At 66.3% G+C, this 22,194-nt stretch carries 15 protein-coding genes, 1 tRNA gene and 1 pseudogene; 9 read left to right on the forward strand and 8 right to left on the reverse strand.

The genetic code is table 11. The annotated features are described in order from the left end of the window. Positions 1-3: 3 nt before the first annotated feature. Positions 4-906 carry a LysR family transcriptional regulator gene (locus ACFOPH_RS05130; protein WP_312549874.1) on the reverse strand — a complete coding sequence of 301 codons (903 nt, stop codon included), beginning with the start codon at positions 904-906 and terminating at the stop codon, positions 4-6. Positions 907-1,080: 174 nt separating this feature from the next. On the opposite strand from ACFOPH_RS05130, the gene aceB reads away from it, so the two are divergent. Then, positions 1,081-2,670 (forward strand): malate synthase A, encoded by a 1,590-nt coding sequence (gene aceB, locus ACFOPH_RS05135; protein ID WP_312549875.1) that lies wholly within the window; start codon positions 1,081-1,083, stop codon positions 2,668-2,670. 184 nt (positions 2,671-2,854) lie between these two features. On the opposite strand, the gene gloB is transcribed toward aceB, so the two are convergent. Beyond that, positions 2,855-3,679 (reverse strand): hydroxyacylglutathione hydrolase, encoded by an 825-nt coding sequence (gloB, locus tag ACFOPH_RS05140; protein ID WP_379733963.1) that lies wholly within the window; start codon positions 3,677-3,679, stop codon positions 2,855-2,857. 20 nt (positions 3,680-3,699) lie between these two features. Between gloB and ACFOPH_RS05145 the strand changes: the two genes are divergently transcribed. The 4 genes from ACFOPH_RS05145 (at position 3,700) to ACFOPH_RS05160 (ending at position 5,816) form a co-directional block, all read left to right on the forward strand. Further along, positions 3,700-4,473: a class I SAM-dependent methyltransferase gene (locus tag ACFOPH_RS05145; RefSeq protein ID WP_312549877.1), complete on the forward strand. Its 774-nt coding sequence runs from the start codon at positions 3,700-3,702 to the stop codon at positions 4,471-4,473. A gap of 25 nt (positions 4,474-4,498) precedes the next feature. Then, positions 4,499-4,936 (forward strand): ribonuclease HI, encoded by a 438-nt coding sequence (gene rnhA / locus ACFOPH_RS05150; protein ID WP_312549878.1) that lies wholly within the window; start codon positions 4,499-4,501, stop codon positions 4,934-4,936. 58 nt (positions 4,937-4,994) lie between these two features. After that, the gene (gene dnaQ / locus ACFOPH_RS05155; RefSeq protein WP_379733965.1) at positions 4,995-5,702 is read left to right on the forward strand and encodes a DNA polymerase III subunit epsilon; all 708 of its coding nucleotides are present in this window, start codon (positions 4,995-4,997) and stop codon (positions 5,700-5,702) included. A 39-nt stretch (positions 5,703-5,741) separates the two neighbouring features. Then, positions 5,742-5,816 (forward strand) — tRNA-Val (locus ACFOPH_RS05160). 378 nt (positions 5,817-6,194) lie between these two features. On the opposite strand, the gene ACFOPH_RS05165 is transcribed toward ACFOPH_RS05160, so the two are convergent. After that, complete coding sequence (locus ACFOPH_RS05165) at positions 6,195-10,778, reverse strand: AAA domain-containing protein (RefSeq protein WP_379733967.1); 4,584 nt, start codon at positions 10,776-10,778, stop codon at positions 6,195-6,197. Positions 10,779-11,046: 268 nt separating this feature from the next. On the opposite strand from ACFOPH_RS05165, the gene ACFOPH_RS05170 reads away from it, so the two are divergent. Then, positions 11,047-12,159, forward strand: coding sequence for a hypothetical protein (locus ACFOPH_RS05170; RefSeq protein ID WP_379733969.1), 1,113 nt, complete (start codon positions 11,047-11,049; stop codon positions 12,157-12,159). Positions 12,160-12,225: 66 nt separating this feature from the next. On the opposite strand, the pseudogene ACFOPH_RS05175 reads toward ACFOPH_RS05170, so the two are convergent. Beyond that, positions 12,226-14,969, reverse strand: a pseudogene (locus ACFOPH_RS05175) (cation-transporting P-type ATPase). A gap of 152 nt (positions 14,970-15,121) precedes the next feature. On the opposite strand from ACFOPH_RS05175, the gene ACFOPH_RS05180 reads away from it, so the two are divergent. Next, positions 15,122-15,670, forward strand: a complete 549-nt coding sequence (locus tag ACFOPH_RS05180) for a universal stress protein (protein ID WP_312551309.1) — start codon at positions 15,122-15,124, stop codon at positions 15,668-15,670. 338 nt (positions 15,671-16,008) lie between these two features. Here ACFOPH_RS05180 and ilvD read toward each other — a convergent pair whose 3' ends face one another. Then, a complete protein-coding gene (gene ilvD, locus ACFOPH_RS05185) occupies positions 16,009-17,871 on the reverse strand; it encodes a dihydroxy-acid dehydratase (protein ID WP_312551310.1) in 1,863 nt (620 codons plus the stop codon). A gap of 148 nt (positions 17,872-18,019) precedes the next feature. On the opposite strand from ilvD, the gene yddG reads away from it, so the two are divergent. Continuing rightward, positions 18,020-18,952: an aromatic amino acid DMT transporter YddG gene (yddG, locus tag ACFOPH_RS05190; RefSeq protein WP_312551311.1), complete on the forward strand. Its 933-nt coding sequence runs from the start codon at positions 18,020-18,022 to the stop codon at positions 18,950-18,952. Between the two features lie 49 nt (positions 18,953-19,001). After that, the gene (locus ACFOPH_RS05195) at positions 19,002-20,225 is read left to right on the forward strand and encodes a hypothetical protein (RefSeq protein WP_312551312.1); all 1,224 of its coding nucleotides are present in this window, start codon (positions 19,002-19,004) and stop codon (positions 20,223-20,225) included. Positions 20,226-20,250: 25 nt separating this feature from the next. Here the strand turns inward: ACFOPH_RS05195 and ACFOPH_RS05200 are convergent, their stop codons facing one another. From ACFOPH_RS05200 to ACFOPH_RS05210, 3 genes are all read right to left on the reverse strand, one after another. After that, positions 20,251-20,679 (reverse strand): hypothetical protein, encoded by a 429-nt coding sequence (locus tag ACFOPH_RS05200; protein ID WP_312551314.1) that lies wholly within the window; start codon positions 20,677-20,679, stop codon positions 20,251-20,253. A gap of 28 nt (positions 20,680-20,707) precedes the next feature. After that, entirely contained in the window at positions 20,708-21,292 is a 585-nt protein-coding gene (locus ACFOPH_RS05205) for a hypothetical protein (protein WP_379733972.1), read from the reverse strand. A gap of 284 nt (positions 21,293-21,576) precedes the next feature. Next, positions 21,577-22,188 carry a response regulator transcription factor gene (locus ACFOPH_RS05210; RefSeq protein WP_312551318.1) on the reverse strand — a complete coding sequence of 204 codons (612 nt, stop codon included), beginning with the start codon at positions 22,186-22,188 and terminating at the stop codon, positions 21,577-21,579. Positions 22,189-22,194: the final 6 nt, after the last annotated feature.

Consider the following 22,194-nt stretch of genomic DNA (forward strand, 5'->3'; position numbering starts at 1 on the left):
TTCTCAGGAACGCCAGTAATCCGGCTGGGCATAGGCTGCCCGCAGGAAGTCGACAAAGGCGCGGATGCGTAGCGGCAGGTGGCGACGCTGCGCGAACACCGCATAGATGTCGTTGCCCGGGGCGGCGAAATCGTCCAGCACGCTCACCAGTTCCCCCGTCCCGATCTGGGCGCCGACCTCCCACATCGAGCGCCAGGCCAGGCCCTTGCCGGCCAGCGCCCACTCGTGCAGCACGGTGCCGTCGTTGCACACCATGTTGCCGGCCACCTTCAGCGTCACCGCCTTGCCGCCTTCGCGGAAGGTCCAGCCGCGCTGGCTGCCTTCGCTGCTGATCGCCAGGCAGTTGTGGCGCGCCAGGTCGGCCGGCGTCTGCGGCGTGCCATGCCGTTTCAGGTAGGAAGGAGCGGCCACCACCACCCGGTGGTTGTCGGCCAGCTTGACCCCGACCAGGCTCGAGTCGCCCAGGCTGGCGATGCGGATCGCCACGTCGACACCTTCGCCGATGACGTCGACCAGGCGGTCGTTCAGGTTCAGGTTGACGGTCAGGTCGCGGTGCTCGGCCAGGAAAGAGGGCAGCAGGGGCGCCACGTGCTGGCGTCCGAAGCCGGCCGGCGCCGAGACCAGCAGGTGTCCCCTGGCATGGGCGCTGCGCGCGGAGACGGCGCTTTCCGCCTCCTCGAGTTCGGCCAGGATGCGCTGGCAATCCTCGAGGAAGGCGGCGCCCTCGTCGGTCAACGCCAGGCGGCGCGTCGTGCGCTGCAGCAGCTTGACGCCGAGGCGTGCCTCGAGCGCGTCGAGCCGGCGCCCGATCATCGCCGGTGCAATGCCCTCGGCGCGTGCGGCCGCCGACAGGCTGCCGCGCGCCACTACCTCGACGAAGGTCGAAATCTCCTTGAACTTGGCCATGTCGCTGTGTCGGCACCTTTCGTATCTGTGACAAAAACGCACAGATGATATGAAGAAATGTATCGTTTAAGTACTTCAATGTGAATATACTTGATGATATGACAAACGCCAAGCCGGGCCTGCCCGCGCTCGTCCGGCTGGCCGTGCCGCATTCATCACATCGAGGAGCAAGCAATGAGCATCGCCATCCCATCCGGCATGGAAATCCGCGCCGACATCAAGCCCGGCTACGAACAGATCCTCACGCCCGAGGCCCTGGCGCTGGTTGCGCAACTGTCGCGCCAGTTCGAGCCGCGCCGCCAGGAACTGCTGGCTGCCCGCGTGGAACGCGCCAAGCGGCTGGACGCCGGCGAGCGCCCGGACTTCCTGCCCGAGACGGCCCACATCCGCGACGGCGACTGGAAGATCGCTCCGATTCCGGCCGCGCTGGAGTGCCGCCGCGTCGAGATCACCGGTCCGGTCGAGCGCAAGATGGTCATCAACGCCCTGAACTCGGGCGCCGACAGCTACATGACCGACTTCGAGGACTCGAATTCGCCGAACTGGGACAACCAGGTCACCGGCCAGATCAACATGCGCGACGCCGTGCGCGGCACGATTTCGCTCGAGCAGAACGGCAAGTCGTACAAGCTGAACGAGAAAGTGGCGACCCTGGTCGTGCGTCCGCGCGGCTGGCACCTCGACGAAAAGCACGTGCTGGTCGACGGCAAGCGTGTCTCGGGCGGCATCTTCGACTTTGCCCTGTTCATGTTCCATAACGCCAAGGAGCAGCTGGCGCGCGGCGCCGGCCCTTACTTCTACCTGCCGAAGATGGAATCGCACCTCGAAGCGCGCCTGTGGAACGACATCTTCGTCGCCACCCAGGAGGCGCTGGGCCTGCCGCGCGGCACCATCAAGGCCACCGTGCTGATCGAGACCATCCTGGCCGCCTTCGAGATGGACGAGATCCTGTACGAGCTGCGCGAGCACAGCGCGGGCCTGAACGCGGGCCGCTGGGACTACATCTTCTCGTGCATCAAGAAATTCAAGCTGGACAAGGACTTCTGCCTGGCCGACCGCCCGAAGGTGACGATGACTTCGCCCTTCATGCGCGCCTATGCGCTGCTGCTGCTGAAGACCTGCCACAAGCGCGGCGCGCCGGCGATCGGCGGCATGTCGGCCCTGATTCCGATCAAGAACGACCCGGCGAAGAACGAGACCGCGATGGCCGGCGTGCGCAACGACAAGGCGCGCGACGCGACCGACGGCTACGACGGCGGCTGGGTCGCCCACCCGGGCCTGGTCGAGCTGGCCATGACCGAATTCAAGAAGGTGCTGGGCGACAAGCCGAACCAGATCGAGAAGCAGCGTCCGGACGTGGAAGTAACCGCGGCCCAGCTGCTCGACTTCAAGCCGGAAACCCCGATCACGGAAGAGGGCCTGCGCTACAACATCAACGTCGGCATCCACTACCTGGGCGCCTGGCTGGCCGGCAATGGCTGCGTCCCGATCCACAACCTGATGGAAGACGCCGCCACCGCCGAGATCAGCCGTTCCCAGGTCTGGCAGTGGATCCGCTCGCCGAAGGGCGTGCTGGAAGACGGCCGCAAGGTCACTGCCGAGATGGTGCGCGCGATGATCCCGGAAGAACTGGCCAAGGTGAAGGGCGTGGCGGCGGATGGCAGCAGCGCGAGCTATGCGCGCGCCGCCGAGATCTTCGAAGAAATGTCGACCTCGGAGCAGTTCGCTGAATTCCTGACGCTGCCGCTGTACGAGGAAATCTGACAGCGTAAGGGGTAGCCGCCGCCGCGCGGCTACCGTATCCGCAACCGCGTAGGGTGGGCGCCCCGTGCCCACGCGTGCGGTCTGCGTCGTGTTAGCGTGGATGAAGCGCCGCGTCTGTTTACCGTTCACGCGTGGGCACGGGCCGCCCACCCTACAGCCGCACCGATGAAGTGCGACCGCGTCTTCAAAACACGTTCTTCCACTCCCGCAGCGCCGCAAAGGCCTGCACCGGCGTCGCCCCCTCCGCCAGCCTGCCGGCCTTGACCAGTTCGCGCACGATCGCCGCTTCCCGGTAGCGCAGGAAAGGATTGGTGCGCCGTTCCAGTCCGATGCTGCTCGGCACCGTCGGCACCTCCACCGCGCGCTTGGCGCTCTCGTCGCGCATCCGCAGCGCCAGCGCCTGGTTATCGGGTTCGACCGCCTCGGCAAAGCGCAGGTTCGACAGCGTATATTCGTGCGCGCAATACACTTGCGTATCTTCCGGCAGGCTTGCCAGCTTTTCCAGCGAAGCCGCCATCTGTTCCGGCGCGCCCTCGAACAGGCGTCCGCAGCCGCCCGCGAACAGGGTGTCGCCGCAGAACAGCCAGTGGCGGCCGGGCGTGCGCCGCACGTAGGCGATGTGGCCGAGCGTATGGCCGGGCACGTCCAGCACGTCCAGTTCCAGGCCGGGCTGCGCCAGCGTGACGCGGTCGCCCTCGGCCAGCGGATGGGTGACGGCGGCGATGCGGTCGTTGCGCGGGCCGTAGACCGGCACCGGGAAACGCGCCAGCAGCTCGGGCACACCGCCCGTGTGGTCAGCATGGTGGTGGGTGAGTAAAATGGCGGTAAGCGTCAATCCATGCGTGGCGAGTGCGTCCAGGATTGGGCCGCTGTCGCCGGGATCGACCACGGCGGCGTGCGTGCCGTCGTGGATCAGCCAGAGATAATTATCCTTGAACGCGGGTACGGTCAGGACACTCAAATCATTGTGTGACGCGCCGCTTTCGGCGCCTGGTGGCGGATTGGTCATGGTTTCAATAGAGGGTAGGCATGGATAGCGCTGCTTCCGAAAAATCCATTATAGCGCTCGACGAATGGCTGCTTTCGCCGGCGGGCGCCTACGTGCGCGCCTTCGAGCAAGCCTGCCTCGACGAGCTGACGGCCGACATCTTCGGCTTCAACGCGGTGCAGATCGGCGTGCCGCAGATCGATGCGCTGGCCGCCAACCGCATGCCCAACAAGTGGCAGGCGGCCACGCGCACCTCGACCGCGGACGAACTCGCCTTCGCCGACAGCGGCAAGCAGATCGCCGTCGCGGTCGACTTCGCCGAGCTGCCGTTCGCCTCGCAAAGCCTGGACCTGGTGGTCCTGCCGCACGTGCTCGAGTTCGCGGCCGAGCCGCACCAGGTGCTGCGCGAGGTCGAGCGCGTGCTGATTCCCGAGGGCCAGGTGATCATCTGCGGCTTCAATCCGGCCAGCCTGTGGGGCATGCGCCAGGGCTTCGGGCGTTTCACCAGCGGCGGCTACCTGCCGGCGGCCGGCGAGTTCATCTCTTTGCCCCGGCTGAAAGACTGGTTAAAATTGCTGAATCTTGGGGTCAGCAACAGCCATTTCGGCTGTTACGCGCCACCTTTCCGCACCGCCCAGTGGCTGCAGCGCTTCGCCATGATGGAAGGCGCCGGCCAGCGCTGGTGGCCTTATCTCGGCGCCGTCTACATCGTGCATGCGATCAAGCGCGTCAAGGGCATGCACCTGATCGGGCCGGCGTGGAACAAGAAATCAAGCCGGGCCCGGCAAGCGGTCCCGGCAACCAACAGAGAATGAACCAGACAACGAAAGACCAGGCGGCATGACGAAAGTGGAAATTTTTACCGATGGCGCCTGCAAGGGCAATCCCGGCGCCGGCGGTTGGGGCGCGCTGCTGATGGCCGACGGCCACGAGAAGGAAATCTATGGCGGCGAGCCGAACACCACCAATAACCGCATGGAACTGAAGGCGGTGATCGAGGCGCTCAGCGCCCTGAACCGGCCATGCGAGGTCGTCCTTCACACCGACAGCCAGTATGTGCAAAAGGGCATCTCGGAGTGGATCCACGGCTGGAAGGCGCGCGGCTGGAAGACCGCCGCCAAGGAGCCGGTCAAGAACGACGACCTGTGGAAGGCGCTCGACCTGGCCCAGCAGCAGCACACCGTCGAATGGCGCTGGGTGCGCGGCCACAACGGGCATCCGGGCAACGAGCGCGCCGACGTGCTGGCCAATAAAGGTGTGTCACTGGGACGTCGTTAGGAAGAGCTCGCTTGAGATATACTGCCGCCTTCCTTGCCTTCATTCATCAGTATTCTCCATGCGCCAGATCGTTCTCGATACCGAAACCACAGGTCTTAATCCCCGCACTGGCGACCGCGTCATCGAAATCGGTTGCGTCGAGCTGGTCAACCGCACCCTGACCGGCAATAACTTCCACCGCTACATCAATCCCGAGCGCGACTCCGACGAGGCCGCGCTCGCGGTCCACGGCCTGACCACCGAGTTCCTCAGCGATAAACCGAAGTTCCACGAGATCGTCGAGGAACTGCGCGCCTACGTGCAGGGCGCCGACGTCATCATCCACAACGCGCCGTTCGACCTGGGCTTCCTGAACCACGAATTCCAGCGCCTCGGCCTGCCGCCTTTCGTCGAGCACTGCGGGTCGATCATCGACACCTTGGTGTTCGCAAAGGAAATGCACCCAGGTAAGCGCAACTCGCTGGACGCGCTCTGCGACCGCTACGGCGTCTCGAACGCCCACCGCAAGCTGCACGGCGCGCTGCTGGACTCGGAGCTGCTGGCCGACGTCTACCTGGCCATGACGCGCGGCCAGAACTCGCTGTCGATGGACGTCGAGCCCGAAGAGACCGGCGGCGGCATGCTGCTCGACGCGGTGCCGCTCGGCGAGATCATCGTGGTCCAGGCGTCGAGCGAGGAACTGGCCGCGCACGAGGAAGTGCTGGCCGGTCTCGACAAGGGCGTCAAAGGTGAATGTGTTTGGAGAAAATATTCGCCGATAGTTTGACGTTGGAGAAAGTTTTTGGCATAATACTCCTCGTTGTCAGGGAGGTTAGCTCAGGGGTAGAGCACTGCATTCACACTGCAGGGGTCGCAAGTTCGAAACTTGCACTTCCCACCAGAATTCAGCTGTTAAAGCAGCGACTTGAAGAGGCCGGAGCGAATCGCTACCGGCCTTTTTTATTGCCTGTGTAATTTTCCGGTGTAATTCGCTGCAAATGTCCCTCGGAGGGACAATGAACGAATTGCCGAATTACCCTGTTGGTCTTCCGATTGGCTCGACACCAGTAGCTGCGCCCAGTTGCGCCATGCAGCCGGCGCTACCCTGGCGGGATGAACGCCGCCGGCCGATCCAGACCCAAGCGCCGGCGGCGCAGCACGAATTGTGCCCTTGGCTGTTGGCGCAGCAGCCGGGGCGCGCGCCACGATGCCGCCGCAAAGGCCCGCGAACAGGCAGCCGGTCGCGGTGAGGCGGGCCAGGGTCGGCCCGCCCTGGCCATCAGGCAGCCGACGTCATCGTCCCCGCCTCGCCAGAGTCGGCGCCGACTGCCGCTTCGAGCATGTTCCCCGCAGCGTCATCACCGACCGTCGCGGGTTCCCGTCCCCACTCACGGTACTCGACCAGCGATGGGATGCGCTCCAGTGCGCCGAGCGGCTCGATCCCCATGCTGGTCAGTTGCGCGAGCAGTTCGGCCAGCACCGTGTCGCGCTGCAGCGACCACGTGGAGGCGAAACAGCGCCAGAAAATCCATCCAGCGCGTTCCAGTACGCGCTGGCGGCCCATATCCGCCGCCCACCTGTCCGGCCCGTGGAACTCGTCACCATCGAGCTCGATCGCCAGGCGCCGGTCGTCCGCGCCCTCTACCACCATGTCGATGCGGTAGCCCGCAGCCGGTACCTGTGGAATGACACGGTAGCCACGGTCGAACAGTTCGGTGTACACATCACGCTCGAAACCGGATTCGCACAGGGCGATGAGGCTGCGCGCTTCGTCGTTGCTCTCCACGGGCTTGGCGAAGTGCTCGACGAGTGTGCGCCGCAGGTCGAGCGTGGACAGTTCTTCCAGGCGCACCGAGCGCACCAGGACCATGCGGTCGCGCGCGCGGGATGCGGCCACGTTGAAGCGCTGGTCATACTGCAGGCCCGACAGCGCATGATGGCTCTTGCTGTCTGCGACCATGCTCAGGAAAACGATATCGCGTTCGCTGCCCTGGAAGATGCGCGCGTCGCCACATGCAAAGTTACGGCGCGCAAGCTCCGCCGCATCGCAGCGGGAGCGCACCAGCTTGTCGATCCATTGGGCCTGTTCGGGGCCGAGCAGGGAGACGACGCCGAGGGTGCGATGGCGCATGGCCGGGTCGCGGATGATCGCCTCGATTTCGGCTGCAATGAACTCGGCTTCCGGCGGATTCTGGGACTTCGATGTCCGGTAGCCGTTGGCGACAAAGACATCGATGAGCGGCGGGTCGAGCCGCTCGGAGGCCTTCGGGATGCGCAGCGGTTGGATGAAATCCTTGTAGAACACCCGATTGCTGTAGGCGATGATCGGCTGGACGCAGCGGAAATGCTCGCGCAGCATGACCCTGGAAGCCGCAAACACCGAGGACGCGATGTCGTACAGCGACATGTCGGCAGTCAGCACGGCTTCGAACGGCTGGCCGGCGAGGAAGCGCCGGCGCAGGTCGACGATCTTGGCGGCCGAGACGAATCCGGCCTCGGGCGAAACCTGCTTGTCGTCGCCCACGACAAGGATCTGTTTGCCGCGCAGGACCGCGGGCAGGGCCCACAGGTCGGACTGGCTTGCTTCGTCCACGATGACCAGGTCGAAGGCGCCGAGCGTCGCCGGCAGCGACTCCGACACGCGGGCGTGGCTCATGATCCAGCAGGGGACGGCCGCCTGCGCGTCCACCATGGCCTGCTGGGCGTCGCGACGGTAGCGTGCGGCATTGACACCGGTGCCCTTGCCGATCTTGCGCATGGCGATGCGGTAGGTTTCGAGTGCCGTCAGGACGTTCTGGCCAGCCTGGCGCCGGGTTGCGAGCCAGGCCGATTTCGAGACCAGGGTCTCGTACAGGCGCGCCAAGCCCTTCTCGAGGTCGCGCCGGCGTGCCGCCAGCGCGCGCATCTCGTCGCGGTCGTCGATGGCGTCGAGGTGCGTCTTCAGGCGCGCCCAGGTCCAGGCATCGCGCCAGCGCACAGGGAAGACCGTATCGTCGCCGACGGCGTCTGCCGGCACCGAGAGCACGCGCGCGGCCAGCTGTGCCGCGCCGTGGCGCTCGATGTCGCCGGCCAGCTGGCGCGCGGTGGCGAGCACGGGCGCCAGCGCCTCGATGCGGCGGATATCCGCAAGGATGTCGGCATAGTCGGCCACGATTCTCTCGGCCGGCAGGTCCGCAGTGCCCAGTGCATGTTCGACGAAAGCGCGTAGCTGATCCGAGACGGGACCGGTGGCGCCTGCCAGCTTGTCCCGCAGCGTGGCCAGGCTCGTCATTGCCTCTGCCAGTTCGGCGCGCGTGAGGTGGCGGCGCAGGTGTTCGCGGACACGGGCCAGGTCGGCGTGCCGCCCGAGCAGGTCGCTCCGCGGTACTTGCGCGAACACCTGTTCGGCCAGGCCGGGAAGCATCACATCGTGTGTCGTGGCCAGGGTGTGGGCCCGGCGTGCGGCCAGCGCGACCTGCTCGGTCATGCGCAGTTGTGCAACGTCCGGCTGGAGCAGGGGCAGGGAGAGTAGTTCGGCAAACGTGTTCCAGCGTACGACGAAGGAGAGCAGGCGCGTGTGCAATGCCGCGAATCGCTGTACGTGCGCCCAGTCCCCGGTCGAGCCTGGTGCGAGACCGGCAACGCGGATAGCGCCGATGTGCGGCTTGATGTCGCCGACGCCGAAGGCCAGGAAGCCGAACGGCTTGCCGGACTCTGCTCCGCGCGCGATCGCCTCGAGCGCCTTCGGGTGTTCCAGTGCCTCGCGCGGCGCCGTTACCGGTCTTTGCATGAACTCGGACCTGGCCTGGAGGAGCGCGTCCATCTCCGAGAACAGTGCCTCGAGGGAGGCACGTTCAGTGGCGAAGTCGGCGCGTCGGCATTTCTCGCGCAGTGCGAAGACCCACTCATGCCCGGATTCCTCGAGCTCCCGCACCAGCGCGGCTGCCAGGTCCAGCGCGGCAAGCAGCTGACGGGCATCGTCGAGCACTTCCGGCGTGGTGGCGCGCAGCGGAAGCAGCATACCGGCTGCCTCGTCGCGCTCGATCTCACGGACCGTCTGGAGCACCTCGTGCAGGCGTCCGACCTCGGCAGGCTGGAGGAGGTCGCACGAAGCCGGAATAGTGGCATGGCAGTAGACAAGGTCGCTGCCGAGCCGGCGCCGCGCGTCGCGCAACTGCATGCCGGCCTCGTCGCCGAATGGCGGCGCGTTTTCCGCCGCCAGCGACAACTGGTCGTCGAACCAGCCGAACTGTTCCCGGCCGTCGATCACCAGCTCGGCCATTTTCTGTGCCCGCAGCGGCACGCCGTCGACGTCGATCTCGCCGAGATGCGCGCGGGCGATGTCGTCGATGCGCGTGTCGATCCGCGCCATCTCCTCATGCGCGCGGTCGAGCGCGGCGCGGCAGGCAGCGATCGCTTCCTCTTCCATCCGCGGGTTCAGATGGGTGAGGGTGTGGATGATCGCCTCGATCGATGCCTGGAACTGGCGCATGCCTTCCTTGTCGCCGGAGAGCAGTGCCACGGTCAAGGGACGGATCGATACCGGAATCTTCTCCTGCAGTACCTTCAGGGCCGGTTCGCCCTTGGACGTGACCAGGATGCGTTTTCCCGATGCCAGGTAGTGGCTGATGATGTTGGCGATCGTATGGGTCTTGCCGGTGCCGGGTGGGCCCTGGACTGCTACGCCCGGGGAGCGCGCGAGCTGCTGGACGATCGTCTCCTGCTCCCGGTTGTAGGGCAGCGGAAAATAGAGTTCGCGTGCTTCGCCGCGGCTGGCCGCGCGGCCGGACAGGCCACGGAAGGCGATCGGATCATGCTCGATCACGGCCTCGCCGGGGGGAGTGACGATGCTGAGTGGGCCGTCGGGAATGGCGTTGCCGGCACTGACGCGTTCCTTCAGGCGCGAAATGTCGTCGATCAGGAAGTGGCTGGCCCGCGGACGGGTGAACACGACCCACTGGTTCGTCACCACCAACTCCTCGCTGGCGGCCGGCGCGCTGGCGGCTTCACGGTCATAACGTGCCGACGCCGCGACGTTGGCGGCGACCAGGCTCAGGATCGGTTCGACTGTTGTCGGGTCGAAGGGCGAGACAGTCATGTCCGGGCGTTCACGCAACAGGGTGCGGGCGGCGCGCTCGACATCACCGATACCGGGTACGGCACAGGCGGCAAAGGCGTCGAACTCCAGGCGTGGCTCGACCTGGCGCGGCCGCACGGCGATCGCGTGGCTGGCGCTGTCGATCTCGAGTTCCACGGCCTGGGTGATCAAAGGGTAATGGAAGTCGGCGGAAACTGGCGAACCGGTCTGGTTCGTGGCTGTGATACGCCATGACGACACGCCCATACCCCAGACGAGCTCGGTCGGCCGCACCGCCTCTTCCGACTCCAGGCGCGTCTTCAGCGCAAACAGGTCGGCGTAAAGGGTCATTACCTGACGACGGGGTCTTTCACGCAGGGCCCAGTCGTTCCAGTGCTGCGTATAGACCTGCAGCAGGCGACCGACCCGGGCACGGCGCTGCTCGTCGCGCTGCTCGGCCACCTCTTCGCCGACAATGCCCGCGTCCTTGTTCCGCGCGCTCGCCAGTGCCGTTTCCTTCAGGGCCGGCGGGCGGGCCGCAGGGTCGTCGCCGATCACCAGGAATGGCGCAAGTTCGGGCTCCGGGAGGGCAGGAGCGCGCGCTGCCTCCAGACGATGCACGCGCAGCCAAATGGGCTCGCCATCGGTGTCCACATTGAAATCGATCCAAGGCAATGCCTCCAGATCGGCATAGATCTTCTTGAACTCGGTAGCCTTCGACAATGTAAAAGCTGCTGGATCAATGTCTTTGGCTTGCTCGACCAGGTAGTCGAGCAGCCCGCTCATGAGCTGGGCAGGGGATTGCATGTTTGTTTCGCGGATGGGCGGTAGGTAGATGGTGGTTCAGCGTTGCGGGAACGTGTATCGTCGCGGACTATATATTCTCAGCAACTGGTGCTCAGCGGAATTGATTTCCATTGAGTAGCGATATATTAACCCCTTCTCAACGCTTCGGTGGTTCCGCTATTGTGCTTAAGCTATTTCGCACACCACCATACGGACTGCCGCGCCGGACAGAGCGTGGTCGGCACAGCTTCTGGTAATCGTCGAGCTCGCTTCCTCAGCGTGAGTATTGGTGATCTTTCTTGCAAATCCGTTGCGTTATCATAATTGGCTATACAACGACCAAGCGCATCTGCGCATACGTATCGACATGAATCCTGTACTTGACATTCCGATCATCACAGGGCCAGGCCTGTTCAACATCGGCGTTGCCGGGTGTGACAGGTACCTCCAGAGCTTCAAGAATGTGTGCGATCCAGTCCATACGGACGCGGTCGACATGGTCGTTCAGGCGCATCTGACACTGGAAGACACGAATCCGATTGACGACTCGGCAGTTGCCATTTCCGTGAGCGGTCATGTGGTCGGCTACCTTCCTCGTCCTACTGCCCTGGATTTTAGAAAGGCAATCGAGGTGGGCGACCTGACGGAGTACAAAGTGTTCGAGTGCAGAGCGCGCATTCGCAGTGACGGACAGAGCGCTCGTGAGCGCCAGGGCTTGTACGCGGTCTGGCTCGACCTGCCGCAGGACGACGATGTCCAGCCGCCTGCCGCGACAACGCCGACCCCCGTCGATGAATCGCTCATCCGGGTTTATCGCCGTACCGCTACCGCGGACCGACAGATCGATGAACTGATTGGTATCGTCAAGGGCGTAATGGCGGACGGCATGGTAACGCAAGGTGAAGTGGAGTTTTTACTCAGGTGGATAGAGACGAAGCGCCAGGCGGCGAACTTATGGCCTGCCAAGGCCTTGTATCCGCGTCTGGCTCAGGTAGCGGCCAAAGGTTTCATGACGCTTCATGAAGAAGGCGAAATGTTGGACTTACTGATGAAGACAGTTGGTGGCAACACCGCACCGCAGGCTGGATTTGCTAGCAACAGCTCGAAGCTGCCCTTGACTGAGCCGGCTGCATCGCTGTCCTTCGAAGGGCGCGCCTTCTGCTTTACCGGGGCATTCCACTCGGGCACCCGGGACTGGTGCCACGAGCAGGTGACGAATCGCGGCGGCCGCAGTATCGGAAACATAACCAGGAAGCTTGATTACCTGGTGGTCGGGGATATCGGGAACGAGGCGTGGGCTCACTCGACACATGGTAGGAAGATTGAAAAAGCCATTGAGTACAACTCGGCTGGTTGTCGGATCGCCATCGTCAGTGAAGAGCACTGGTATTCGCATCTGTGACAGATCCTGGCGACCAAGGGCACGCTGCGGCGGCGCCAGCGCGGTTGCCCCGGCTCGCCATCCAAGTCATTCGCGCACGGCGCCCACGAGCCCGGCAAGACGGGAGCTGCGCAGCGCCAGCTTTTCCAGCTCGGCGATGACGAAGACGGCCAGGCCCGCGGCGGCGACCTTGCCCCACTCGAGGGGCGTCAGGCCGGTGGAGCCGAACACCGCCTGCATCGGCGGCGTATAGGTGAAGGCCAGCTGCAGCACGATGCAGGCGGCGATCGCGAGCGGCACGCAAGGGTTGCCGGAAAGTCCCGCACGGCCCAGGGCGGGGGCGAAGATATGGCGGCTGTTGACGAGGTAGAACATTTCCGCGACAACCACGGCATTCACGGCCATCGTGCGCGCCGTGTCGATCCCGGTGCCGGTCCCTAGCTCCCACAGGAACAGTCCGAGCGCACTCGTCATCATCAGCACCGAGACCAGCAGCACCCGCCACACGAAAAAGCCGGACAGCAGGGCCTGCCCCGGCGGGCGCGGACGGCGCGCCATGATGCCGGGCTCGGCCGGCTCGAGTGCGAGCGCCACGCCCAGCGTGCTCGAGGTCACCATGTTGATCCACAGGACCTGGCCGGCGTGAGCGGCAGCGCCAGCTCGAACAGGATGGCGGCGATCACGATCAGCCCTTCGCCGCCGTTGGTGGGCAGCATGAAGAGGATGAACTTCTTCAGGTTGTCGTAGACCGCGCGCCCTTCGCGCACCGCTGCCGCGATGGTCGCGAAATTGTCGTCCGCCAGCACCATGTCGCCCGCTTCCTTGGCCGCCTCGGTTCCCTTCAGGCCCATCGCCACGCCGACGTCGGCGCGCTTGAGCGCCGGCGCGTCGTTCACGCCGTCGCCGGTCATGGCCACCACCTGCCCGCCGTCCTGCAGGGCCTGCACCAGGCGCAGCTTGTGCTCGGGGCTGGCCCTGGCGAAGACGTCCACCTCCATGGCCACGCGGCGCAGGGCGGCGTCGTCCAGCAGCGCCACCTCGGCGCCGGTCAGGGCCGGCTTGCCGGCGCCGATACCGAGCTGGGCGCCGATCGCGCGTGCGGTCTCGACGTGGTCGCCGGTGATCATCTTGACGCGGATGCCGGCGCGGTGGCACTCCGCCACGGCTTGCACCGCCTCCTCGCGCGGCGGATCGATGATGCCGACCATGGCCAGCAGCACGAAACCGGATTCGGTGTCGCCGAAGCCCAGGCTGCCCGACTGCGGCGACGCCGACTTGCAGGCCAGCGCCAGCAGGCGCAGGCCCCTGGCCGCGGTGTCGGTCGCCATGCGCCGCCAGTAGTCGATGTCGAGCGCCTCCTCGCCGTCGGGCCCGAGCTGGGCGCCGCACATGTCGAAGATGCGTTCGGGAGCGCCCTTGACGAAGATCCAGGGCGCGCCTTCGCGGTCGCGGTGCCAGGTCGCCATGAAACGGTGCTGCGCCTCGAAGGGAAGCGTGTCCAGCCGCGGCCAGGCGTCTTGCGCGATGTGCCCGGTGAAGCCGGTCTTGCCGCCCAGTACCAGCAGGGCGCCCTCGGTCGGATCGCCCTCGACCTGCCACGCGCCGCCATCCTCGCGCATGCGCGCGTCGTTGCACAGGACGCCGGCGCGAATCGCCAGGGCCAGCGCCGGGTAGCGGTCGGGGTCGATGGCGCGCCCGCCGATGCGCAGTTCCCCCACCGGTGCATAGCCCACGCCGGCGACGTCGACATCGTGCCCGGCGCAGACGATGCGTTGGACCGTCATTTCGTTGCGGGTCAGGGTGCCGGTCTTGTCCGAGCAGATCACCGTCACCGACCCCAGCGCTTCCACCGCCGGCAGGCGGCGGACGATGGCGTTGCGGCGCGCCATGCGCTGCACGCCCAGGGCCAGGGTGACGGTCATGATGGCCGGCAGCCCTTCCGGGATGGCGGAGGCGGCCAGCGCCACCACCATCATGAACATCTCGGACGGCGGATGGCCGCGCAGCAAGGTGCCGAGCACGAAGGTCGCCGCCGAGACGGCAAGGATCGCCACGGCCAGCACGCGGCCGAAGCGGTCGACCTGGCGCATCAGCGGCGTCGCCAGGCTCTCGATGCCGGACAGCATCCGGTTGATCTTGCCCAGTTCGGTGGCGCGGCCGGTCGTGACCACGATGCCGCTGGCCTGGCCGACCACCACCAGGGTGCCGGAATAGGCCATGCAGCCGCGCTCGCCCAGCGGCGCATCGTACGGCACGGGGTCGGTGTGCTTCTCGACCGGCAGCGATTCCCCGGTCAATGCGGCTTCCTCGATACGCAGTTCGCGCTCCGTCGCCAGGCGCAGGTCGGCCGGGACCCGGTCGCCCGAGGCCAGCAGCACCACGTCGCCCGGCACCAGCCCGGACGCCTCGAGTTCGCGCCGCTGCCCGCCGCGCAGCACGGTGGCGTGCGGCGCGAGCAGGGCGCGGATCGCGTCGAGCGCGTTTTCCGCCTTGCCCTCCTGGATGAAGCCGATCACGGCATTGACCACCACGGCCATCAGCAGCACGCCGGTATCGATCCAGTGCCCGAGCATGGCGGTGACAACGGCGGCCGCCAGCATCACGTACAGCAGGACATTGTGAAACTGCATCAGCAGGCGCCGGACGGGGCCGCGCCGGGCGGGTGGGGCGAGGCGGTTCGGGCCGTAGCGGCGCAGGCGGGCCGCGGCCTCCTCCTCGCTCAGGCCGGCCGGGCCGGTTTGCAGGCGCTCCTCGACCGCGGCCGCGGACAGGGTGTGCCAGGCCGCGGGCGGCGCGGATTCGGGCAGGTCGGCGGGCGGGCGCTTGCTCATGCGTCGGCCTCGTCGCGCGCATGCCGGGCGACCGTCGCCACGGAACCGGGAGGCGTCGCCGCACATCCCACCCAGGACGCCCGTTTTCGCGGATGGTGGCGGGAAGCGGGGCAGGGCGAAAGGATGGCGGAGCGCGCACGCGCGGAGGACACATGAACGCATTCGAACGCATCATCGCGGCGACCGACCTCTCGGCGCCGGCGCGCCACGCCGCCGAGCGCGCGGCGCTGGTGTGCAAGGAAACGGCGGCACGGCTCGGATTGGTGCACGTTGCCGACTTCGGCCCGCTCGACCGGCTGCGCGGCCTGCTGGGAACGGCGGCGCCCGATATGGGGCGGCAGGTCATCGATGGCGCGCAGCTGGTATTGCTGCGTGCCTACGATGTCCCGTTCGAAGGCTACATGCGCTATGCCAGCGTGGACGAGGAGAGCATCCGGCGTTACCGGCTGGCCGCCGAGCGCGAGGCGCGCACGCGCATGGACGCCCTGTGCGCCGGCGCTGGACTGGCGCCGGCGGATGCGCTGCCGGTCGTGCTGCACGGCGATCCGATCCTGCGCATCGTCGAGCAGGAGCAGGAGTGCGACTGCGATCTGGTCGTCATGGGCAAACATGGCGCGCACCTGGCGGAAAGATTATTGTTGGGCAGCGCCACCAGCCACATCCTGGACGAATCGGCCGGGGACGTGCTGGTGTCCTTGTGACGGCAGGGGCCGGCGGCCTGGGCGCCGGTCCGCTGCATGCTTTCTTCGACCGCAGGGACGGGCAAATTACTCGACCAGCGTGACCGGCAGGCCAGCCGCGCACGCACGCTGCCTGCGCCGCCCGCCGCACGGAGGGACCGTGCTACAGCTAGGACGGACCGGTCTTGCCCGCGCTGCCATCATGACTTCCAGTACTGCCGCGAACATCCAGCGCCGGCTCGACGAGTTGCTCGATCACTTGCCGGCGGGCGTCGTGGTGCATGGCGCCGACGGCCGTATCGTGTCCGCCAACCGGCTTGCCTGCGGGCTGATCAGGACACGCGCGCAGCGGCCCCGGCTCAGCGTTTCAGCTGGCCCAGGTCGCGCACCGCGCCGCGGTCGGCCGAGGTGGTCAGTGCGGCATACGCCTGCAGGGCCTGCGACACGTAGCGCTCGCGTTCCAGCGGTTGCCATGCCTGCGCGCCGCGCGCTTCCATCACCGCGCGGCGCTCGGCCAGCGTGGCGGCCGGCACGCGCAGGTCGATGGTGCGCGCCGGGATGTCGATGTCGATCAGGTCGCCTTCTTCGACCAGGCCGATGGCGCCGCCTTCGGCCGCTTCCGGCGAGGCGTGGCCGATCACCAGGCCCGACGAGCCGCCGGAGAAGCGGCCATCGGTGAACAGCGCGCAGCTCTTGCCCAGCCCCTTGGACTTGATGTAGGAGGTCGGGTACAGCATTTCCTGCATGCCGGGGCCGCCCTTCGGGCCTTCGTAGCGGATGATGACGACATCGCCGGCGTGCACGCGGTCGCCCAGGATCGCTTCCACCGCCGCGTCCTGGCTTTCGAACACGCGCGCCTTGCCCGAGAACTTCAGGATGCTCTCGTCGACGCCGGCGGTCTTCACGATGCAGCCCTTCTCGGCGATATTCCCGTACAGGACCGCCAGCCCGCCGTCTTCCGAGTAGGCGTGGGCGCGGTCGCGGATGCAGCCGAGGCTGCGGTCGAGGTCGTTGTCGGCGAAGCGCTCGGACTGCGAGAACGCCACCTGGGTCGGCACGCCGCCGGGCGCGGCGCGGAACAGCTGGTGCACCGAGGGGTTATCGCTGCGGCGGATGTCGTACTGTTCGATGGCGTCCCCGAGAGTCGGGCTGTGCACGGTCGGCACCGAGGTGTCGAGCAGGCCGGCGCGCGCCAGTTCGCCCAGGATCGCGACGATGCCGCCGGCGCGGTGCACGTCCTCGATGTGGTACTTGTCGGTCATCGGCGCCACCTTGCACAGGCAGGGCACCTGGCGCGAGATGCGGTCGATGTCGGCCATCGTGAACTCGACCTGGGCTTCGTGGGCGGCGGCCAGCAGGTGCAGCACGGTGTTGGTCGAGCCGCCCATCGAGACGTCGAGCGCCATCGCGTTCTCGAACGCCGCCCGGGTCGCGATCGAGCGCGGCAGCACCGAATAGTCGTCGCCCTCGTAGTGGCGCTTGGCCAGCTCGACGATCAGGTGGCCGGCCTTCAGGAACAGTTCCTTGCGGTCGGCGTGGGTGGCGACGATGGTGCCGTTGCCGGGCAGCGACAGGCCGAGCGCCTCGGTCAGGCAGTTCATCGAATTGGCGGTGAACATGCCCGAGCAGGACCCGCAGGTCGGGCAGGCCGAGCGCTCGATCTCGGCGACATCGGCATCGGACACGCTGGAATCGCCGGCCTTGATCATGGCGTCCACCAGGTCGAGCTTGATGATCTTCCTGTCGTTGTTGACGACCTTGACCACCTTGCCGGCCTCCATCGGGCCGCCGGACACGAAGACGACCGGAATGTTCAAGCGCATGGCCGCCATCAGCATGCCGGGCGTGATCTTGTCGCAGTTCGAGATGCAGACCATGGCGTCGGCGCAGTGGGCGTTGACCATGTATTCCACCGAGTCGGCGATCAGGTCGCGTGAGGGCAGCGAATACAGCATGCCGCCGTGGCCCATGGCGATGCCGTCGTCGACTGCGATCGTGTTGAACTCCTTGGCGACGCCGCCCGCCGCTTCGATCTCGCGCGCCACCAGCTGGCCCAGGTCCTTCAGGTGCACGTGGCCAGGCACGAACTGGGTAAAGGAATTGACGACGGCGATGATCGGCTTGTCGAAGTCGCCGTCCTTCATGCCGGTCGCGCGCCACAGTGCGCGCGCGCCCGCCATGTTACGGCCCTGGGTGGTGGTGTGGGAACGGTAGGTCGGCATCGGATCTCCTGGCGCGGCTGGTGGATGGCAAAGCCATAGAGTGCAGTATGACAATTGATTTGTCCAATATATGATGGAGGCGCCTGTGATACGTTTCGCATATCAGAGGATCTTGCCGTTGCGGCCGCATGACCTATACTGCGCAACCATGAACAACACCAACAAGGCGACCCTGATCGGGCTGCTGGCCGTCCTGCTGTGGAGCGCCATCGTCGGCCTGATCCGCGGCGTCAGCGAACACCTGGGCCCGACCGGCGGCGCCGCCATGATGTACAGCGTGGCCTCGGTGTTCCTGCTGCTGTCGGTCGGGTACACCAGGCTGAAAGAATTCCCGCGCCGCTACCTGGCCTGGGGCAGCCTGCTGTTCGTGGCCTACGAGCTGTGCCTGGCCCTGTCGATCGGCTATGCCGACAATGCGCGCCAGGCGATCGAGGTCGGCATGGTCAACTACCTGTGGCCGGCCTTGACCATCGTCGCGGCGATCCTGTTCAACCGGCAGCGGGCCAACTTCCTGATCGTCCCCGGCTTTTTGCTGTCGATTGCCGGCATCTGCCGGGTGCTGGGCGGCGAGCAGGGCTTCGACCTGGGCGGCATGCTGGCCAACGTGCGCGACAATCCGCTCAGCTACGGCCTGGCCTTCGGCGGCGCGCTACTCTGGGCGGCGTACTGCACCGTCACCGCGCGTATCGCCGGCGGCAAGAACGGCGTCACCCTGTTCTTCATCCTGGTCTCCGTCACCCTGTGGATCAAGTACCTGCTCGAAGGCGGCGGCCGGATGCACTTCACCCTCGAAGCCATCGCCTGGCTGGTGCTGGCCGCCGGCGCCATGGGCTTCGGCTACGGCGCCTGGAACGTCGGCATCCTGCACGGCAATGTCACGATCCTGGCCGGGGCCTCGTATTTCATCCCGGTGCTGTCGGCGGCGCTGTCGTCGCTGATGCTGCGCACGCCGCTGTCCTGGGCCTTCTGGCAGGGTGCGGCCATGGTCTGCGGCGGCGCCGTTCTCTGCTGGCTGGCCACGCGCGCCAGGCCTGCGCAGCCCGGTGAGGAGCCCGCTTCGCCCGGGGCGCCCGTCCAATAGAACGGGGAAATTTGGTTCGGACCTGTATCATGCTGCCGAAAGGATCAGCATGTCGAATCACATTTTCAAACGCGCCTGCCTGGGCGCGGCACTGGTAACAGGCACCCTGGCGTGCTCCCTGGCCTGGGCCGAGGAGCCGGCATCCCCGCTGAAGATCGGCGGCGCGGTGCGCTTCAACTACATCTACAAAAGCTGGCAGGACGACTACAAGAGCGGCTTCTTCGGGCTCGACACCGTGCGCCTGGACGTGGACTACGACGACGGTGCGCGCATCGCGTCGGCCCAGTACCGCTACAACAACTACCCGCGGGGGCAGGGCGGCTACCGCGAACACTTCCTGCACCACGCCTGGGTCGGCCTGCGCTTCGACGACAAGAGCGAGGTCCACCTCGGCGTCGACAAGGTGCCCTTCGGGCTGCTGCCCTTTGCGTCGAACAACTTCTACCAGTCGATCGCCTTCTATACCGGCTTCGAGGACAAGTACGACGCCGGCATCACCTATGCCAGCCGTCCCGGCGCGCTGGAGTGGCAGCTGGCGTACTTCCCGCGCGACGGCGGCTACTACGGCGGCAGCGACAACACCGCGCCGGCGGCGAACCGCTACTCGTACAACATCGTCAAGGACGACGACGAGCACGGCTACGGCACCGGCCAGGACGACAGCGAACGCAACACCCTGGTCGCGCGCCTGGCCTGGCATCCGCAGGCGCGCAGCGGCTGGCCGTTCGATGAGCAGGAACTCGGCGTGTCGCTGCTGAGCGGCGACATCCGCAACCATGCCGGGAAGGACACGGCACGCCGCGCCGCCGCCGTCCATTACCTGGCCAAGTCCGGCCCCGTCACCCTGATGCTGCAGGCGCTGCGCTACAACTACCGCACCAGCCACGAGCCGACCCAGACCTATGGCGGCCTCGACCCGAACAGCTTCGTGATCGTGGGCGGCTTCGGCTACCCTTACCCGGTCGCCACCAAGGGCGATATCTACATCGCCAACCTCAGCTACGACATTCCGGGCAAGATCGGGCCCTTCGGCGGCTTCAAGGTGTACAACGACTACAGCGTGCTGCACAAACGCGTTGCCGGCTACAAGCGCTCGGTGCAGAACGTCACCGGCCTGACCTTCTCGGCGGGGAAATGGGTGTTCTACGCCGACTTCATGGTGGGCAAGCACCATCCTTACGTGTCGCCGGACTATGGCGGGCTGGCATCGACTGACAGCCAATACGACGGCTACGCGCGCCGTGTGAACCTGCAGGCGGGGTATTACTTCTAGCGGCGACCCGTGCTTTCCGAACGGTTCATGTAAGGATGAGGAACTCGACCGCGCCGACCCGCTGGCGCAGTTCTTCGCGCGCATAGTGGGCATCCTCGGGGGCGCGCCACGTCACGCCGAACGGCGGCGCGTGGCGTGCGGCGGAAAAGCGGTCGCGCATGTTGACGACGATGCTGCCCTCGCCCGGCCATCCGGCACTCCCGATACCGGCAAGCTGGTTCCCGGCGCGTAACTCGGCAAGCAGGGCGGCGCGCAGCGGGCCGGGAAGGCGCCGGGCCAACTGCAGCCAGCGCGGCGCAGGCGCAAGGTCTTGCAGTTCCACGCTGTCGATCAGGTCGGCAATCGCTGCCTGCTCCGCGCCAACGCGTTCTGTCGTCCAGTGGCTGGGCGCGAAGAAGTCGTACTGGAGCAGGTCGCCGTTGCTATTGTCGATCCAGGCTGCGTCGTGTTCCATGCGCGCTCAATGCGAGGTCAATGCGGGGTCAATGCGAGGTTGCCGACCACCGGGAAATCGGCAGGATGTCGGCCGGCCGCAGCTTCGATTTGTCGGCCGGGGACACATAATACTGGATACCGCCGCCGCTGCCGAACTGCGGATTGGCCCTGGCGCTGCCGCGTGCGGCGCAGAGCCGCTCGACCACATGGTAGGCCCGGACCTTGTCGCGCAGGCTGCGCGGCTGGCCGTGCTCGTCCTTGCCGGGATCCGTCGTGACTTGCAACAGCGCATAGTAGCTGGCCCGGTCGCCCCGCGTTTCGCGCATTGTTTCTTCTGTTACCGCAAAGCCTGGGGGCGCGCCGGGTGTCAGCGAATACAGGACCGTGCCTGCATCGACGACGATGTTGGCGTAGCTGTCCTGGCCGACGTAGGGATTCGACGGGTTGGCAGGCGAAATGCCCTGGGTCGACCTGGCCTCGGCGCCGGGATCCTTGCCGCAACAGGGACCGCAGGCCTCGTCCGCGCCGCCCGCCACCCCAGGCCCCGGGCGCTGGATGGGCTGGGAGCCGCAGGCGGCAAGCAGCAGCGCCAGGAATGCCTGTCCAGCATACTTTCCTATCGATGTTCTCATCGTCAGCGCCATCCGTGAACGCGCGCGCTACGCGTAGCGTTGAGATTAATGGAAAACGTGCAAGGGAGAAACGAGTTTTTGCGGCCAGCTGTCGCCATCAGTTGCTGGGCTTCCAACAAGATTTCTTTTAGTACTCGACCGGAAATAAATGTGAATTTTGGCAAACAGAACCGGAGGCGGTGCAAGGCGGCGAGTGCGCCGCAGTGCGAGCACTGCAAGCGCGAGCCAACGCAGCAACGCGCCGGTTATGGCAGCCAAAAACACATTTATTTCTGGGCGAGTACTTAGTCCAGCCAGGGGTGCGCCGCCAGCCAGCGCCCCAGCTCGTTGTCGTTGGCGCACTGCAGCTTGCTGAAGATGTTGGCGCGGTGGGTCTCGACCGAGCGGGGGCTGCAGGGCGGCACCAGCATGCGCGCGATTTCCTTGTTCGGCTGGCCAAGGCCGACCAGGCGCGCCACTTCGCGCTCGCGCGGGGTCAATTCGGCCCACATGCGCAGCGCCTGGGCGCGGGCGCGCGCCAATGCGGTGGCGGCGGGCAGCTTGGCCAGCAGTTGCTGGGTATCCGGTTTCTCGACCCAGTCCCAGGCGCCGCGCCGCACCGCTTCCAGCGCGGTCGCGATGTCGCCGTGCGCCGACAGGAACAGCGTCACCAGCGGGCTGTGCTCGGCCAGCAGGCGTTCGAAGACGGCCAGGCCGCTCATCCCGCCCATGCGCAGGTCGAGGATCACGCAGCCCGGCTGGCGCATGTCGATCGCGTCCAGGAAGGCCTCGCCGGAATCGAAGGCCTGGACCGCCAGTCCCTGGGAAAACAGCAACAGCAGCAGCGAGCGGCGCAGGGCTTCGTCGTCGTCGACGACGTACAGCATCAGGGGAGGGTCTTTGAATGCTTCTTTCATGACGCT

This window comes from Massilia haematophila, assembly GCF_042647645.1.
Lineage (GTDB): Bacteria > Pseudomonadota > Gammaproteobacteria > Burkholderiales > Burkholderiaceae_D > Telluria > Telluria haematophila.

Coding starts and splice junctions, on each gene's coding strand:
- yddG (WP_312551311.1), top strand. CDS start 18,020: ATGAACAACACCAACAAGGCGACCCTGATCGGGCTGCTGGCCGTCCTG.
- ACFOPH_RS05145 (WP_312549877.1), top strand. CDS start 3,700: ATGGATAGCGCTGCTTCCGAAAAATCCATTATAGCGCTCGACGAATGG.
- ilvD (WP_312551310.1), bottom strand. CDS start 17,871: ATGCCGACCTACCGTTCCCACACCACCACCCAGGGCCGTAACATGGCG.
- dnaQ (WP_379733965.1), top strand. CDS start 4,995: ATGCGCCAGATCGTTCTCGATACCGAAACCACAGGTCTTAATCCCCGC.
- ACFOPH_RS05205 (WP_379733972.1), bottom strand. CDS start 21,292: ATGAGAACATCGATAGGAAAGTATGCTGGACAGGCATTCCTGGCGCTG.
- ACFOPH_RS05165 (WP_379733967.1), bottom strand. CDS start 10,778: ATGCAATCCCCTGCCCAGCTCATGAGCGGGCTGCTCGACTACCTGGTC.
- ACFOPH_RS05130 (WP_312549874.1), bottom strand. CDS start 906: ATGGCCAAGTTCAAGGAGATTTCGACCTTCGTCGAGGTAGTGGCGCGC.
- aceB (WP_312549875.1), top strand. CDS start 1,081: ATGAGCATCGCCATCCCATCCGGCATGGAAATCCGCGCCGACATCAAG.
- gloB (WP_379733963.1), bottom strand. CDS start 3,679: ATGACCAATCCGCCACCAGGCGCCGAAAGCGGCGCGTCACACAATGAT.
- ACFOPH_RS05195 (WP_312551312.1), top strand. CDS start 19,002: ATGTCGAATCACATTTTCAAACGCGCCTGCCTGGGCGCGGCACTGGTA.
- ACFOPH_RS05180 (WP_312551309.1), top strand. CDS start 15,122: ATGAACGCATTCGAACGCATCATCGCGGCGACCGACCTCTCGGCGCCG.
- ACFOPH_RS05200 (WP_312551314.1), bottom strand. CDS start 20,679: ATGGAACACGACGCAGCCTGGATCGACAATAGCAACGGCGACCTGCTC.
- ACFOPH_RS05210 (WP_312551318.1), bottom strand. CDS start 22,188: ATGAAAGAAGCATTCAAAGACCCTCCCCTGATGCTGTACGTCGTCGAC.
- rnhA (WP_312549878.1), top strand. CDS start 4,499: ATGACGAAAGTGGAAATTTTTACCGATGGCGCCTGCAAGGGCAATCCC.